A 15,126-nucleotide genomic window follows, 5' to 3' on the forward strand; every position below is an offset into this window, starting at 1 on the left:
GCGCACCATGCGATTCGATCTGGACGCGAGCCGCTTTACCGATACCGATGTGCGTGCCGACGCGTGGGCGGTGATCGGCGCCGATCGCGCGTTGCGTTGGCACGAGTTGGCGGAACAGGCCCACGCGTGGGTTGCGCAGGCGCGTGCGCATGGTTTCGCCGCGGATGTGCCGGTGATCGTCCGCGGTCACAAGGAAGCAGGGTTTTTTGTGGCGATGGTGGGGGCGCTGCTGCTCGGCGCGCCGTTCGTGCCGGTCGACACGATCTATCCGGATGAGCGGATGCGGCGTATCGCGAGCGCGCTCGGCGCGCAGACCTATTTCGACGCGCACGGTGGCCGCTTTGTGAGTCTGGGCGAGCAGGGTGCGCGGGCTGGATTGGACGTGGATGAGGGGGCTTCGGTTTCGGCGCCGATTTCAGCATCACCATTACCATCAGCATCAGCATCAGCATCAGCATCAGCATCAGCATCGGCATCGGCATCGGCATCGGCATCGACAGCATCAACGTCAGCATCCACACCGCCGGCACTACACGAGAAAAATGTCGCATACGTTTTATTCACCTCGGGCACAACCGGTGAACCCAAAGGCGTGCAGATCGGTCGCGAAAGCGTCGCCGCCCTGGCCGACTGGATGGCGACCGACTTCGCGCTCGGTGACGCGCCGGTGTTCCTGAATCAGGCGCCGTTCAGCTTCGATCTGTCGATGTACGAAGTATTCGGCACGCTCGCGCTCGGCGGCACCGTGGTACTCGCCTCGCGTGCGCTGACGGCACAGGGCACCCCATTTCTCGCCACGCTGGCACGGCACGGCATGACCACGTGGGTGTCGACACCCTCGTTCGCGCAACAGCAACTGCTCAATCCGCAGTTCTCGCAAGACGGTTTACCGACGCTCAGAACCTTTCTGTTCTGCGGCGAAGTGCTGCCGGTCACACTCGCTCGGCAACTCCGCCTGCGTTTTCCGGCCGCGCGGATCATCAACACGTACGGACCAACCGAGGCGACGGTGGCGACCACATGGATCGTCGTCGACGATGCGGTGCTTGCGCATCATGCGCGTCTGCCGATCGGCTACGCCAAGCGTGACGCCGACGTGTTCGTCGACGACGGTGAGTTGTGTATCGCCGGTGCGCACGTGATGCGCGGCTATCTGAACCGCGCAGACCTGAACGCGTCACGCATGTTCATCCACAATGGTCAACGGGCGTTTCGCACCGGCGATCTGGGTACGGTCGACGGCGGCGGACTGCTGTTTTGCCACGGACGTATCGACGATCAGATCAAGATGGGCGGTTACCGGATCGAATTGATGGAGATCGATTCGGCCCTGCGCACGCTGCCCGGCGCGGCGAGTGCCGCCGCTGTGCCATTGCGGCGGCCGGACGGCTCGGTCGCTCGGGTCGTCGCGTTCGTCGCAACCGGCAGCGACGATGGCCGGCTGCCCGACGCGTTGCACGACTGGAAGACGCTGCTGGCCGCGCGTCTGCCGTCGTATATGATCCCGTCAGAATTGCTCGCGTGCCGGTCCTTGCCGGTATCGGTCAACTTCAAGATCGATCGCGCGCAACTCGCTCAGGATTATCGTGACGTTTATCTCAAGGCACAGCGCCAACACAATGCGTAATTCACACGACGTTCGGACACGGAAGGGCGAACCGGCTTCGCCACGCCGCCGCGCGCTGCTCGCTGCGAGCGCGTGTGCAGCGCTCGTGTACGGCTGCTCGGCGCCGGGTTCGGGCGATGCCGGCGCGTTGGCGCAGGGCGTGGTCTGGCAGCTCGACGATGATCATGTGAACCCGCACGGCGACTGGAACCGCCTGGGCGTGACGGATCTGCTGGTCCAATGGACGGCGGTGGACGGCACCTCGTTTCTGCCCGGCACCGATATGCAAACGGCTCAACGTCTGCCTGACTGGACCCGGATTGCCGGCGAACCATGGGCGCGCAATGTGATCGTCGGTCTCGCCGGACGTTTCGACGAAACCACGGCCCGCGCGCAAGCGGCGCGGCTGGTCGAGCAATCGAAGCAATTGGCGGCCGTGCGGCCCGCGGTGCACATCGACGGCTATTATTTTCCGGTGGAGGTCGATCCGACCTGGAAGGATGCCGCCGCGCTCGCGCCTTTGCTCGACACGTTGCCGCGGCCGCTGTGGATCAGCGTCTACGACAACGCGAATATCGGCGGCACGGCGCTGGCAGCGTGGCTGGACGGCTGGCTGCCACACGATGTCGGCGTGTTTCTGCAGGACGGTTGCGGGGTTTATGCACGCGGCCCGGCGGCCGCGCGTGAGTATGCGGATGCGCTGGCGGCGCGGCTTGGCAAGGACCGGGTGCGAATCATTGCCGAGGCATTCCGTCCCGCCCCGGGCGGTGCGTTCCGCCCGGCCACAGCCGCTGAATTGTCGCCGCAATTGCTCGCGTATCGCGGCTACCGAACCTATCTGTTCGACGGGCCGCACTATGTGTCGGCGCAACTCGTGCAGGATCTGCTCGGCATGCAGCAGGTGCAGAAGTAGGGGGCTGCCGGGAAATGCCGCGATTGTCGATCGTCGGGCGGGGTTCGGAAAGAGGTCGCCCGGCGGCGTTTACCGCAACTGCGTCACCGCCAGCAGCAACACCATGCTGCCGATCGCGCCATCCAGCACGCGCCACGCCGTCGCGCGGCGAAACAGCGGCGCCAGCATCCGCGCGCCGTAACCCAGGCCGATAAACCAGATCCCGCTGACCGCCATCGCGCCGAGCGCGAATGCCGCCCGCGCGCCTTCCGGTTCGCGCGCGCCGGCCGTGCCGATCAGCAGGAAGGTGTCGAGATACACGTGCGGATTGAGCCACGTGAAGGCCAGCGTCATCAGGATGATCGGCATCGCCCGTTGTACGGGGGCCGCGCTCGTGCCCGGCGCCGCACCGCCTGCATGGGCGTCCAGCACCGCATGGTCCGGCCGTACCGCACGGCGCAGCGCGTTGACGCCGAACCACGCCAGATAGGCTAGCCCTACATACAGCATGGCGTGAACGAACACCGGATAGCGTTCCACCAGCACCGACGCGCCGCCGACGCCCGCGCCGATCAAAATGAAGTCCGACAGCGCACACAGCGCAACAATCTTGCCGACGTGCGAGCGCATGATGCCCTGACGGAGCACAAAGGCATTCTGCGCGCCGATCGTCACGATCAGCGACGCGCACAGGGCGCCGCCGTGGGAAAAAGACAGCCAATTCATAATCGATCCAGTAGACGGGGAAAGCGAACGAGGCTAGTCTGCAGTTTTGCTGCTCATAAGAGAAGCTAATTTACGTAATGTGGATTAAGGAACGCTAATGCTCGACTATGCGTTGCTCGACGCGCTCGCGGCCGTTGTGCGGCACGGCTCGTTCGACCGTGCGGCCAGCGAACTGAATGTGACGCCTTCAGCCGTCTCCCAGCGGGTCAAACTGCTGGAGGAGCGGGTGGGCAGCGTGCTCGTGAAGCGCGGCCAGCCGTGTGTCGCGACCACCTCGGGCGCGTTGTTGTGCCGCCATACCGAGCGCGTGAAATTGCTGGAAGCGGAACTGACCGGCCGGCTGCCGGCGCTGCCCGGCGCGCTGGTCGAACCGTGGCCGGCGCTGCGCGTGGCCGTCAACGACGACAGCGTGGGCACCTGGTTCATCGATGCGGTGGCGCAGTTCTGCGTGGAACGGGAGATGCTGCTCGATCTCGTGATCGACGACCAGGATCACACCGCGCAACGGATTCGTGACGGCAGCGTGCAAGGCGCGGTCACCACGCAGGCGGAGCCGGTGCAGGGCTGCCGCTCGACACGTCTCGGGCGGATGCGCTATCTGGCGGTATGCACGCCGGCGTTTCGCGAGCGCCATTTTGCCGATGGCGTCACGCGTGAGTCGTTACGGCGTGCGCCGTGCGTCGATTTCAATCCGAAGGATCAATTGCAGAAGCGCTTCATGCGCCGCATCACGCGGGCGGAACTGGATCCGCCGTTGCACTGGATTCCGCACGTTGCCGGTTTCTTGCGCGCCTGCGTGACGGGACTCGGCTGGGGCATGTGTCCTGAGCGAATGATCGCGCCGCATCTGGCCAGCGGCGAGTTGGTCGACGTGGCGCCAGGCAAGCATATCGATGTCGATCTGTACTGGCAGAGCTGGCGGTTGTCGATCGGTTGGCTTGATGACTTCAGTGCGGTGCTGCGCAAGCGGGCGACGGAGTTTCTTGATTGAGTGCTGGTGCTGGTGCTGGTGCTGGTGGCAGTACCATCGCCGCAGCCGCAGCCGCAGCCGCAGCCGCAGCCGCAGCCACCGCCACCGCACGCTAACGCCGCGCCGGCCACTGCTTGTACTCGATGCGTACACCGCCAGCCCCCGCTCGCGCCGCATAAGTGTCGACCACCTGATGCACGTCGTGGTCGATATGATCGGCGTGGGTTGCATCGAGAATCAAGGTAGCGCCTGACGGAATCTGCTCGAGATAGTGCTTCAGTTGCGGGGTACAGAAGAACGTCGCGCTCTTGCGCACGGTCAGCAGATAATGGTCGCCATTGTGCGTAAAACTCAACACGCGACGAATATTGCGTTCGACCACCAGCACCACGCTCAATACGAAGCCAATCACAATGCCGACCAGCAGATCGGTCGCGAGGACCCCTACGATCGTACCGATGAAGGGCACGAACTGCGCGAATCCCGCCTTACCCATCGATACGAACAATTGCGGCCTGGCGAGTTTGTAGCCGGTATGAATCAGAATTGCCGCAAGGCTTGCGAGCGGAATCATGTTGATCACGCTGGTCAAGGCGAGACAGGCGATCAGCAGCATGGCGCCATGAGTCACGCACGACAGGCGCCCGCGCGCGCCCGCATGCACGTTGGCCGCACTGCGTACCACCACGGCGGTGAGCGGCAATGCGCCGAGCAGGCCGGCGAGCAGGTTGCCGACGCCCTGGGCTTTGAGCTCGCGATCAGGTGCGGCCTTTCGATGTGCCGGATCGATCTGTTCCAGCGCTTCGAGACTCAACAACGTCTCCAGACTCGCGACGATAGCGAGTACCACGGCGACGCGCCATACATCGGGATTGAGCCACTGCGTGAAATCGGCGAACGTGAACGCCCCACTCAGGGCGTCCCACGAGCCAAGCGATGGCATCGATACGCGTTGGCTGGCCGCAAGCGCCACATCTGGCATGAAGGTATCGAGGAGGGCGGTCGCGGCGATGCCGAGCGACACGACGGCGAGCGGCGCGGGAATCGCGCGCACGAGCGCGAAGGCGCGCAACGCCGGCGTCTCCCACGCGATGAGCACCGTCAGCGACACGAGCGCCAGCAATGGCATGACGGCGGATACGTCGCCATTGCCGAGGCCTGTTGCCAGCGGCAACTGATTCACGAGCAGCAGAATGCCGATTGCGGCGAGCATGCCGTTGATCACGGGAAGCGGTATGTAGCTGGCCAATCGGCCGGCACGCAGAAATCCGAACACCAATTGAAGGGCGCCCGCGAGCACCAGCGCGGTCAGAAACGCTGAGAAGCTGCCCAGCGTGGCAAGCGCCTGTACGACGATCACCACGAGGCCGGCCGCCGGTCCGCTTACGCTCAGGCGCGAACCGCTCAGCAGCGCCACCACGAGGCCGCCGATTACACCGGCGAGAATGCCGGCGAACGGTGCGACGCCCGAGGCGGTCGCAATGCCGAGACACAGCGGCAACGCGATCAGGAATACGCTGATGCCGGCCAGTAGATCGGTGCGCCAAGGCGACGTTGGGTGGGGTTGAGGTGAATGGGTGTTTGCTTGCGTCATCGTGTGAATTGCCTCGAATCTGCCCGGTCGGATTGAAGGGGCGCGGCGCTCGCCATGCAGGCAAGTCGCCGCGCCAGACGTCGTGGTTTGCTTTCGCTGGTCCTCGCAGCGCCGTTCCGCATGCACCGTAAGCAAGGTAGGTGCGGGTCTGCGATCAACCGGCCGCCTCGCAGGCGCCGGCGCTGTCGCCGAGCACCCATTGCGCGTCGGTCAGCGCTTTCAGGCGGCCGTCCTGCATCGAAAAGATCCAGCCGTGAATCTGCACGGGACGCGGCGCGCATTGAATCAGCGGCATTGCGTGCAGCGCCTGCACCTGGGCCAGCACATTGAGTTCGGCGAGCCGGTCGGCCCGTTCGTCGAAATCTTCCAATAGACGAAGTTCCGTTGCATGCAACGCGGCCAGACGGCGAATCGGGTCGATGCGTCGATTGACGTTCGGCAGCGCGGCGGCAGGCGGCCGCATGGCCGCCTGCACACCACCACAACAGTGATGGCCGCATACGATGACGTGCTGCACGCGCAGCACGACGACCGCATACTCGAGCACGCTTGCGAGGCTGTCGTCATGCTCGCCGACAAGGTTCGCAATGTTGCGGTGAACGAAAATCTCCCCGGGCATTGCCCGGGTGATGGCTTCGGGGACGCGGCTATCGGAGCAGCCGATCCACAACACGTTCGGCCGCTGGTCACTGGCGAGGCGCTGGAAGTAGGCAGGATCGCGGGTATTGATCTCGTCGGACCAGGCGAGATTTTCGACCAGCATGCGTTGAGGGTAAGTCATCGGCGGTACTCCTCGTGTCGTTGTATCCGTATCAGTCGGTGCTGGCCCAATAACGCTCGAAAATCCGGTGGCGAGCGCGGTTCGTTTCGATCGTGCGCTGACTCGGGGGATAATCAGCCTCGGTGGTTGGGATGGTCCCCGCGCGGCGTGCGTCGATGAGCTCCTGGTAAACCTGCGCGCGTGTCTTTCCGATGGATTGCGGTTGCGCGTTAGCGCTGTTTTGCGATAACGAAGGGATGACCCGGTTGGAATCCCCCGGTGCCGGGGGGGTGCGGCCTTCGGCTAGCGCAGCGGTGGACAGCGCGCTCATGAGAAGGGTAGCTAGAGCAATTTGCCTTGATTTCATTGATCTCTCCATGAATGATTGGCATACCGAAGTTGCATTCCGGTATGAATCCATTCTGCTATGGGAGCCATGAGGCGACGGTGATGACAGGATGACAATCCTGTCATTCAGCTTTTATTTTCCGCGCCTTTTGCGGAATCTCTTGCGCTGCAAAGTGAGCATCGACAATTCGGCTGGCCGCTTTGGAAAGCGCAAGCTGAATGTGGTCCGCACGTGTGGCACGCTCTCGACGCTGCATTCCCCCTGATGCTCGTTCATGATCGATTTGACGATGGCAAGTCCGAGGCCGGTGCCGCGCGCCGAGTTGTAGCGCGCCGGATCGACGCGATAGAACCGGTCGAAGATTCGCTCCAGATGCGGTTCGGCGATGCCTGCGCCGCTGTCTGAGACGGAAAGCTGGGCGTAGCGAAACCGTTCGGTGCAATGGAGTTCGACCGTGCTGCCGCGTGGTGCGTGCATCAAAGCGTTCGAAACCAGATTGCTCAGCGCGCGCTGCACGAGCAACACGTCGCCTTCGAAATGGGCGCTGCCCGCCACGACGATTTCCACGCCCGCGTCCGCCGCCATGCTTTCGTAGTATCCCGCGACCCGTAACGCTTCGCTGCGTGCATCGACCTTTTGCAACGACAAGCGGCGTTGCGCGCTGTCGGAGCGGGCAAGAAACAGCATGCTGTCGATCAGACGCGACAGACGCTGGAATTCGTCCACACTTGACTCGATCACCGCGCGGTACTCGTCGGCGGAACGGGGTTGCGAGAGCGCGACTTGTGCTTCGGCGAGCAGATTGGTGAGCGGCGTGCGCATGTCGTGCGCGAGGTCGGATGAGAATTGCGTGAGACGGGTGAACGATTCGTGCAGCCGCGCCAGCATGCGGTTGAAAGCGTGGCTCAATTCCCTGAGTTCGCCTGGCATGTCACGCTCGGGCAACGGTCGTGCGAGACGGCTGCTGGAGATCTGTTCGGCACGGGCTGTCAGACGCGCCAACGGGCGCAGCCCGAAGCGCGCGATCCACCAGGCCAGCAACGCGTTCAGCAGTGCGCCGAACAGGCTCACGAATAACACGTTGAGCGCGTAGGCACGCAACAATATCCCTTCGGCGCTGGCGTCGTATTGCACGACCACGCGCACACGGGCGCCTGATTGACCACCGAGCGGCGCCATGGCCACCAGAAAACGCATCGGCCTGCTTTCGAGCTTCATTTGCACGGGGGCGATTCCGGCACGCACCGTGAGCGTTTCGGCGTTCGGCCAAAAGCCGTTGGTGCGGGCAAGCGGCACGCCGCGCGGGTCGAACAGAGCAATGTCGAGATTCTGATGGCCGTGCAAGCGGTCGTGCCAGATCTCACGTTCCGCGCGGACAGCATCGAAACCGGACATGGTTTGCAGATCCAGTTGCAAGGCCGTGAGCGTCGCTGTCATCTCGCGCGCCGAGGTCGAGTCGAGGCGCGTCTTCAGGCCGCGATACAACAGGACGCCGTTGAATACGAGTAGTAAGGAGGTCGATATCGCGAACAGGATCGCGAGCCGTCCCCTCAATGTGTGAGGTGTGAGCGGAGCAAGCGGCTTCGCGAGCCATAGCGCCATGGGCGTAAGAATGGAGCAGCACGCGCGCCACATCATCGCTCCGCGCTGCTACGCTCTTCGAGCACGTAACCCATGCCGCGGACCGTGTGAATCAGCTTCGGCTCGTAGTTGTCGTCGACCTTCGCGCGCACGCGCCGGATAGCGGCATCGACCACGTTCGTATCGCTGTCGAAATTCATGTCCCACACCTGCGAGGCGATCGTGGAGCGCGGCAGGATCTCGCCGTGGCGGCGCATGAGCAGCCATAGCAGCGCAAATTCCTTGGCCGTTAGAAGAATCACGTCGCCTTGACGGGTGGCTTTGCGGCGTGTCAGGTCGAGTGCCAGATCCGAGACATGCAGCGAGGCGGCGTCGCGCGCATGGCCTCGCCGCAAGATCGAGCGGATGCGCGCCAGCAATTCGGAAAAATCGAAAGGCTTGATCAAATAATCGTCGCCACCCATTTCGAGGCCGCGCACTTTGTCGTCCAGATCGTCGCGCGCGGTGAGCAGCAATACCGGCGTGGAACGCAGGTGACGCAGGTTCTTAAGGACCGTCCAGCCGTCCTGGCCGGGCAGCATCACGTCGAGGATGATCAGGTCGTAGTCTTCCGTTAGCGCGAGATGTTGGCCCGTTACTCCGTCTGCCACCCAGTCCGCGACAAACCCCGCTTCTGTCAGACCCTTGCGGAGGTAGGTGCCGGTTTTCGCTTCGTCTTCGACGATCAGAATTCGCATGATCTTTCTCCTGGTGCATATGACCGATATCGAATCGGCGTCTATTTTTGAGACGCGGTGTCGCCGGGATCGAGTAGGAAAATGTTTGTCATGGTCTCCTTAATTTATAAAGTTATACCATGGTGTGAATTGAAGCGGGTGTGTATCCGGCAAGCTGATCTGATCTCAAAAAATACGAGAGTGGTTGGCGATTCAACCGTGCCGGACGCACGGTGTGCGAGGCGCGGAGCGCGTCAATGTGTCATTGAATTGTTGCCGGATCCGCTGCGCAAACCTGCATCGCGGGAAGCAGGCGGGGAGATCGCGTCACGCCACCTTTCACCGCGTTCGCTGGCGCCTGCGTACAAGGGTGCGTCGGTCCCGGCAGCGTTCGCTGCATTGCGGAACGCAGCTCGAGCGATAGCAAACCGCTCGTGTGCGGCGGACTCGTACGATTCACGCGCGTGACGGTGGCGAATGCGGGAGGCGACGTGCCTCCGCTGAACAGATGAGCGGGTTGACTTAGCCAGAATGCAAACGAGCCGATCGCGATGGCCACCAGGCTGCCCGCCAGAGAGAGCGTCTCGCCTTTGCATTTGCATTTGCAAACCCGCATCCTGAGTGCCGGCATGAAGGCTCTTATGCCCGAAGCGCGTATCGCCGGGCGTCGCAGTGGTTGGGCGCGTCGCATGGGATTCCGGTTCGAAGTCGAGAGCGTTCATCGTATGAGCGCCTCTCTGATACCAAGATGAGAACAACATGACAATTCCGTCATGCGGCCTGTGAGGTGGCCTGCGCGTCGATACCCGTTATGGATGACGGATTTGTCATGCGACGCTCACGTTCGTGCAGCAGGTCGACGTTAGGATCGGTTCACACTCAAAAAGGAGAATCGATCATGAGGAATACGATGTGGTTTGCAGGATTTGTGCTGAGTTGTGTTTCTGTGAGTGCCGCAGTGGCTGTCGACACGATCCCGTTGCGCGAGCCCACACCTGGGCCTCACGAGTTTTATAAATCCGCCGGGCAGGCTGTGCCGCGGCCCCAGGTGCAGAGCCTGGTAAGTCCTGCGGGTCCGGCGCCTCAACAGATTTCGCAGACGCAACAGGAGTCACGTGTGCCGCAGGGAAAAACCCGTGAGGAGGTGAAGCGCGAACTCGCCGCCGCGCGCGCGGCGGGCTGTATGGATGTGTCCGATAGCCAGTACCCGCAGCCGTGTCCGCCGCGTGGTGTTACCCGCATGACGGCCGACGCGTTTCAGACCGAGTAGCGCAACGAGCAGGTGGGAAAGCGCGCACGTGGGACCTTCGCGGGTGACCACGTGCGCGTTTTTTGTGGCGTTCAGTGCAGCCGGATCACCGGATGCACACGCCGGCGCAACCAGTGGCTCGCCGAATCGAGCGCCATGCGTGCGAAGCCGGTCAGGTTCATCACATGGCGGCGATAGATGAGCTTGTAGACGGCAGTCGCCAGCCAACCGTCGACGAACACCGGCTGCGTCAGCAAGCTGTTGCTCAGGCTGCCGATCGTGCCCTCGCGGCCGAAGCCGACTAACGTGCCGGCGTCGCGATAGACGAACTCCGGCAATGCCTCTCCCTCGATCCTGCACTTCAGCGCACGCGCCAGAAATAGCGCCTGTTGGTGCGCGACCTGTGCGCGCGGCGCCAGAAACGCGTCCGCGTTTTCGGAAGAAGGGCAGGCCGCGCAGTCGCCGAGTCCGAATATGTTCGCGTCGTTTACGCACTGCAGCGTGCGGTTCACCTGCACCTGCGCATTGCGATTCACTGCGATACCGTCCAGCGTGCGCAACACCGGCGGCCCCGCGATACCCGCGGTCCAGATCGCGATGTCGCTGGCGAGCGGCGCGCCCGCGTGGGTCAGCACGGCGTCGGTGCGCACTTCGGTGACGCGCGTGGCGTTCAACACCTCGACACCGAGACTGCCGAGCATTGTTTGCGCGCGCGCCGAGATCGTTTCGGACAATGCGGGCAGCACGCGTTCGCTGCTTTCGATCAGACGGATGCGGAAATCGCGCACGGGGTCGAGTGAAAACGGGCTATAGCGGTTCAGCAGACGTACCGTATCGCGCAACGCCGCAGCCAGTTCAACGCCGGTTGCGCCTGCGCCGATGATGTTGATCGACACCGGCGTATCCGCCTGCGCGGTCTGCGCGCGGCGCGCATGGTTCGCACGCAGGCAGGCGTCGAGCAGCTTGCGGCGAAACGCCTCCGCGTGAGCGACCGATTCGAGCGGCAAGGCGTGTTCGGCCGCACCGGGCACGCCGAAATATTGCGTGACGCTGCCCATGGCCAGCACCAGCGTATCGAATGCAAGCTGCCGTGACGGCAGAATTTCACGGCCGTCGGCGTCGTAAAGCGCATTCAGTGTGATGTGCCGGTTCGTACGATCGAGCGCAGCGAGTTCGCCCTGCTCGAATTCGAAGCCATGCCGTTGTGCCTGCACTGCGTATTGCAGTTGATGCGTGGCCGGATCGAGTTGGCCCGACGCGGCCTCATGCAGCAAGGGCTTCCAGAAATGCGTCGGCCAGCGATCCACCAGCACGATCTGCGCGAGACCGGCGCGCCCGAGCGTTTCCGACAGCCGTGTCGCAAGCCCAAGGCCACCGACGCCCCCGCCGACGATCACGACCCGATGCGCCGCCGCTGGCGTTGCCGCTGGCGTCGCTTGACCCATTGGCTGCCGTTGCGGTGTGCGTTGCGTGGTAGAGGTTCCTTGCTGATCGATTGCCGCCATGATCCGTATCCTCCTTCCTGAAGTTATCCGCTCTGAGCCGGTGAAGGTGTTCGGGGCTATACCCGATATTCACCGGCCTCATCTGTCAGGGCCAGTATAGAATCGGCGGAAACCGCAGCACAATTTAATGTTTATGCGCAATATATAGGTTTTCACTTATGTTAAAAGCTGCCACGTTTCGCCAATTGAAAGCCTTGCACACGGTTGCCAAGCTCGGCAGCGTGTCGCGCGCGGCCGAAGAATTGAAGCTCACGCAACCGGCGGTGTCGCTTCAGGTGCGTCTGCTCGAAGAGGCCGCAGGTGCGCCGCTGTTGCAGCGGGTGGGCCGTGGCGTGCAGTTGACCGCGGCGGGTGAAGTCCTCGCTCGCTATGCACTCGAAATTCTCGATCTATGGAACGGCGCGGCGGACGATCTTGCCGCCTTGCAAGGTGAGCAGGGCGGCACGCTGCGCATCGGCGCGATCACAACCGCCGAATATCTGATTCCGCCGTTCCTGGTGCGCTTTACCGAAGCGCGTCCGCAAGTGAAGGTGCAGTTCAAGGTCGGCAATCGCGCCGACATCATCCGCATGCTGGCCACGCACGAAATCGATCTTGCGGTGATGGGCAGCGCGCCGCGCGAATTGCGCACCGTGGCCACGGCGTTCGCCAAACATCCGATGGCATTCGTCGCCTCGCCCGCCCATGCGCTGATGAAGAAAAAGCGCCTGTCTCTCGACGATCTGCAAAGCGCGAATCTGTTCGTGCGGGAGCGGGGCTCGGGCACGCGCTCGACCGTCGAAAACCTGTTTCGACTCGCCGGGCACAAGCTGCATATCGGCTCCGAACTTTCGAGCAACGAGGCGATCAAGCAACTGGTCGAGGCAGGGTTGGGCATTGCGTTTCTGTCGCTGCATGCCTGCTCGCTGGAATTTCAGGCGGGCTTGCTGGCGTTGCTGCCCTTGCCCGCGAATCCGATCGAACGCGACTGGTATGTGATGCATGTGTCGGATAAACGCCTGCCGCATGTCGCCAGCCTGTTCCGCGATTTTCTGATCGAACACGGCATGTCCGGCGCGGTACCCGTGCCGCTGCCGACTGTCGCCGCGGCGAAACGGCGCCGCCGGGCGCGTGAGGCAAGCCCGGGTTGAGGCGAGGATTCTCGCTATTCGCTTCGACGTTTGCGTTCCGGCAGCCCCTGAACCGAGCCCCAAGGCGACCTCGGACTACCTCCGTAAAGCCTTATAGGACGGGCGTTTCAGGTTACATCGCCCGGGATCGAAGTAAAGGTTGGGCGGGCGATATTTTTGCCTGCGCGGATTGTCTTTACAGTGACGCCCAGACATCTGAAAAAAGTGGACGCCGCATCTTTGCGGCGAGCCATTGTGATTGACCTGGCCGTAACAGGAGTTGGAGACAATGAGCAGCAACAGCATCACCCAAGTCGAAACATTTGGTTTTGAGCGCATTCCAGATCGCTCGCGCTATGCGCGGCCGATCGATCTGTTCCGTTTGCTGTTCGGCGGTTGCAATACCTTTTCCACCTCGGTGCTCGGCAGTTTTCCGGTGCTGCTCGGTTTGTCCTTCAAGGCAGGCGTTTATTCGATCGTGCTTGGCGTGGTGATCGGTTCGTGCATTCTTGCGCCGATGGGTCTGTTCGGTCCGCGCAACGGCACGAGCGATCCGGTTTCGTCGGGCGCGCATTTCGGTATCCATGGGCGGATCGTCGGTTCCTTTCTGGCGGTGTTGACCGCCGTCGCGTTCTTCTCGCTGGCGGTGTGGAGTTCGGGCGACGCGCTCGTGGGCGGCGCGAATCATCTGCTCGGCCTGCCGGTCAACTGGATGACGCTGAGCTTCGCGTACGGTCTCTTTGCGGTGCTCGTGCTGACCGTCTGCGTTTACGGTTTCCGCTTCATGCTGTGGGTCAACAAGATCGCTGTGTGGGCGGCGAGTCTGCTGTTCGTGGTCGGCATCGTGGCGTTCGCCGGGCCGTTCAATAGCGCATACGCCGGCAAGGTTGCGCTCGGGTCGGTGGGTTTCTGGCCGGCGTTCGTCAGCGCCGTGCTGGTCGCGATGAGCAATCCGGTCTCGTTCGCCTGCACGCTTGGCGACTGGGCCCGCTATATTCCGCAGAACACGCCGAAGAAACGCACGATCCTCGCGGTGATGTTCGCGCAACTGGCCACCTTCGTGCCGTTCTTCTTCGGCCTCGCCACCGCGACAATCATCGCCAGCAAGGCGCCGGATTTCATCGCGTCGAATAACTACGTGGGCGGTTTGCTGGCGATCTCGCCGAACTGGTTCTTTCTGCCGGTGTGCCTGATTGCGATCATCGGCGGAATGTCGACGGGTACCACCGCGCTGTACGGCACCGGGCTCGATATGTCGAGCATGTTTCCGAAGTTTCTGAACCGCGTGCGCGCCACGCTGCTGATCGGCAGCCTTGCCATCGGCTTCATCTTTCTTGGCCGCTTCGCGTTCAACCTGGTCGAAAGCGTGTCGACGTTCTCGGTGCTGATCAACGTCTGCAGTTGCCCGTGGATGGTGATCATGATCATCGGCTTCGTGACGCGGCGCGGTTTTTATCTGTCCGACGATCTTCAGGTATTCAATCGAGGCGGCCGTGGCGGTCACTACTGGTTCACGCACGGCTGGAACTGGCGCGCAATGGGCGCGTGGATTCCGAGCGCGGTGGTCGGCCTGTGCTTCGTCAATCTGCCGGATCAGTTCGTCGGTCCGCTCGGGCAGCTCGCCGGTGGTCTCGACATCAGCATGCCGGTTTCGCTGACGCTGGCCTGCGCGTTGTATATCGCGTTGCTGCAGTGCTTTCCTGAGCCGGATGGCGTGTATGGGCCGCTTGGCCGCCGCTGGTTGCGCAGCGGGTCGCAGCGCAATGTGACGGTGCATCCGGTGGTGCCGGCGACTAAGCTTAAGGCGGGTGGGGCGCAGTTGAACGCGCAATTAAACGCGCAAGCGAAATCGCAACCGCAGCAACGCGCTGTGCGACGCGAACGTGAACGTGAACGTGAACGCGAAGAAGTGCTGGACATGCAGGACGCGGGTTGAATCGCGTGATTCAGGTCGTTTAGGGCAGGCACAGCACAGACTGCGCCGAGGCAGCATCGAGGCGGCATTGGAAGCTGTGTCGAAGCGACACCAAGACCGCGCCGGAGCAACCGTCACGCAGTCAATGCAATGG

Annotated in this window: 13 protein-coding genes; 6 read left to right on the plus strand and 7 right to left on the minus strand. The window is 62.8% G+C overall.

Features of this window, described 5'->3' with window-relative positions; translation table 11 throughout:
- Positions 1–7: 7 nt before the first annotated feature.
- Positions 8–1,627, plus strand: a complete 1,620-nt coding sequence (locus PQQ95_RS32330) for an AMP-binding protein (protein WP_408445280.1) — start codon at positions 8–10, stop codon at positions 1,625–1,627.
- Positions 1,620–2,519: an alpha-amylase family protein gene (locus tag PQQ95_RS32335; RefSeq protein WP_408445283.1), complete on the plus strand. Its 900-nt coding sequence runs from the start codon at positions 1,620–1,622 to the stop codon at positions 2,517–2,519. The genes PQQ95_RS32330 and PQQ95_RS32335 overlap by 8 nt, the downstream gene beginning before the upstream one ends.
- Before the next feature lie 69 nt (positions 2,520–2,588).
- Here PQQ95_RS32335 and PQQ95_RS32340 read toward each other — a convergent pair whose 3' ends face one another.
- Entirely contained in the window at positions 2,589–3,224 is a 636-nt protein-coding gene (locus tag PQQ95_RS32340; protein ID WP_408445286.1) for a LysE/ArgO family amino acid transporter, read from the minus strand.
- Between the two features lie 97 nt (positions 3,225–3,321).
- On the opposite strand from PQQ95_RS32340, the gene PQQ95_RS32345 reads away from it, so the two are divergent.
- Positions 3,322–4,215: a LysR family transcriptional regulator ArgP gene (locus PQQ95_RS32345; RefSeq protein WP_408445289.1), complete on the plus strand. Its 894-nt coding sequence runs from the start codon at positions 3,322–3,324 to the stop codon at positions 4,213–4,215.
- 91 nt (positions 4,216–4,306) lie between these two features.
- Here PQQ95_RS32345 and PQQ95_RS32350 read toward each other — a convergent pair whose 3' ends face one another.
- From PQQ95_RS32350 to irlR, 5 genes are all read right to left on the minus strand, one after another.
- Positions 4,307–5,788, minus strand: a complete 1,482-nt coding sequence (locus PQQ95_RS32350) for a SulP family inorganic anion transporter (protein ID WP_408445292.1) — start codon at positions 5,786–5,788, stop codon at positions 4,307–4,309.
- A 154-nt stretch (positions 5,789–5,942) separates the two neighbouring features.
- A complete protein-coding gene (locus PQQ95_RS32355; protein ID WP_408445295.1) occupies positions 5,943–6,569 on the minus strand; it encodes a carbonic anhydrase in 627 nt (208 codons plus the stop codon).
- 31 nt (positions 6,570–6,600) lie between these two features.
- Positions 6,601–6,915, minus strand: coding sequence for a DUF4148 domain-containing protein (locus tag PQQ95_RS32360; RefSeq protein WP_408445298.1), 315 nt, complete (start codon positions 6,913–6,915; stop codon positions 6,601–6,603).
- 114 nt (positions 6,916–7,029) lie between these two features.
- Positions 7,030–8,499 carry a heavy metal sensor histidine kinase gene (locus PQQ95_RS32365; protein ID WP_408445301.1) on the minus strand — a complete coding sequence of 490 codons (1,470 nt, stop codon included), beginning with the start codon at positions 8,497–8,499 and terminating at the stop codon, positions 7,030–7,032.
- 32 nt (positions 8,500–8,531) lie between these two features.
- The gene (gene irlR, locus PQQ95_RS32370) at positions 8,532–9,215 is read right to left on the minus strand and encodes a heavy metal response regulator transcription factor IrlR (protein WP_408445304.1); all 684 of its coding nucleotides are present in this window, start codon (positions 9,213–9,215) and stop codon (positions 8,532–8,534) included.
- A gap of 889 nt (positions 9,216–10,104) precedes the next feature.
- Between irlR and PQQ95_RS32375 the strand changes: the two genes are divergently transcribed.
- On the plus strand, positions 10,105–10,464 hold the full coding sequence (locus PQQ95_RS32375; protein WP_408445443.1) for a DUF4148 domain-containing protein: 360 nt from the start codon (positions 10,105–10,107) through the stop codon (positions 10,462–10,464).
- Between the two features lie 71 nt (positions 10,465–10,535).
- On the opposite strand, the gene PQQ95_RS32380 is transcribed toward PQQ95_RS32375, so the two are convergent.
- A complete protein-coding gene (locus PQQ95_RS32380) occupies positions 10,536–11,888 on the minus strand; it encodes an NAD(P)/FAD-dependent oxidoreductase (RefSeq protein WP_408445445.1) in 1,353 nt (450 codons plus the stop codon).
- Between the two features lie 218 nt (positions 11,889–12,106).
- On the opposite strand from PQQ95_RS32380, the gene PQQ95_RS32385 reads away from it, so the two are divergent.
- Complete coding sequence (locus PQQ95_RS32385; RefSeq protein ID WP_408445307.1) at positions 12,107–13,078, plus strand: LysR family transcriptional regulator; 972 nt, start codon at positions 12,107–12,109, stop codon at positions 13,076–13,078.
- Between the two features lie 268 nt (positions 13,079–13,346).
- Positions 13,347–14,993 carry a purine-cytosine permease family protein gene (locus tag PQQ95_RS32390; protein WP_408445310.1) on the plus strand — a complete coding sequence of 549 codons (1,647 nt, stop codon included), beginning with the start codon at positions 13,347–13,349 and terminating at the stop codon, positions 14,991–14,993.
- Positions 14,994–15,126 lie beyond the last annotated feature (133 nt).

This window comes from Paraburkholderia caffeinilytica, from assembly GCF_046030355.1.
Classification (GTDB): Bacteria; Pseudomonadota; Gammaproteobacteria; order Burkholderiales; family Burkholderiaceae; genus Paraburkholderia; species Paraburkholderia caffeinilytica_B.

Excerpts from the sequence above, each read along its gene's own strand:
- PQQ95_RS32330 (WP_408445280.1), top strand. The coding sequence starts at position 8 with ATGCGATTCGATCTGGACGCGAGCCGCTTTACCGATACCGATGTGCGT.
- PQQ95_RS32335 (WP_408445283.1), top strand. The coding sequence starts at position 1,620 with ATGCGTAATTCACACGACGTTCGGACACGGAAGGGCGAACCGGCTTCG.
- PQQ95_RS32340 (WP_408445286.1), bottom strand. The coding sequence starts at position 3,224 with ATGAATTGGCTGTCTTTTTCCCACGGCGGCGCCCTGTGCGCGTCGCTG.
- PQQ95_RS32345 (WP_408445289.1), top strand. The coding sequence starts at position 3,322 with ATGCTCGACTATGCGTTGCTCGACGCGCTCGCGGCCGTTGTGCGGCAC.
- PQQ95_RS32350 (WP_408445292.1), bottom strand. The coding sequence starts at position 5,788 with ATGACGCAAGCAAACACCCATTCACCTCAACCCCACCCAACGTCGCCT.
- PQQ95_RS32355 (WP_408445295.1), bottom strand. The coding sequence starts at position 6,569 with ATGACTTACCCTCAACGCATGCTGGTCGAAAATCTCGCCTGGTCCGAC.
- PQQ95_RS32360 (WP_408445298.1), bottom strand. The coding sequence starts at position 6,915 with ATGAAATCAAGGCAAATTGCTCTAGCTACCCTTCTCATGAGCGCGCTG.
- PQQ95_RS32365 (WP_408445301.1), bottom strand. The coding sequence starts at position 8,499 with ATGGCGCTATGGCTCGCGAAGCCGCTTGCTCCGCTCACACCTCACACA.
- irlR (WP_408445304.1), bottom strand. The coding sequence starts at position 9,215 with ATGCGAATTCTGATCGTCGAAGACGAAGCGAAAACCGGCACCTACCTC.
- PQQ95_RS32375 (WP_408445443.1), top strand. The coding sequence starts at position 10,105 with ATGTGGTTTGCAGGATTTGTGCTGAGTTGTGTTTCTGTGAGTGCCGCA.
- PQQ95_RS32380 (WP_408445445.1), bottom strand. The coding sequence starts at position 11,888 with ATGGGTCAAGCGACGCCAGCGGCAACGCCAGCGGCGGCGCATCGGGTC.
- PQQ95_RS32385 (WP_408445307.1), top strand. The coding sequence starts at position 12,107 with ATGTTAAAAGCTGCCACGTTTCGCCAATTGAAAGCCTTGCACACGGTT.
- PQQ95_RS32390 (WP_408445310.1), top strand. The coding sequence starts at position 13,347 with ATGAGCAGCAACAGCATCACCCAAGTCGAAACATTTGGTTTTGAGCGC.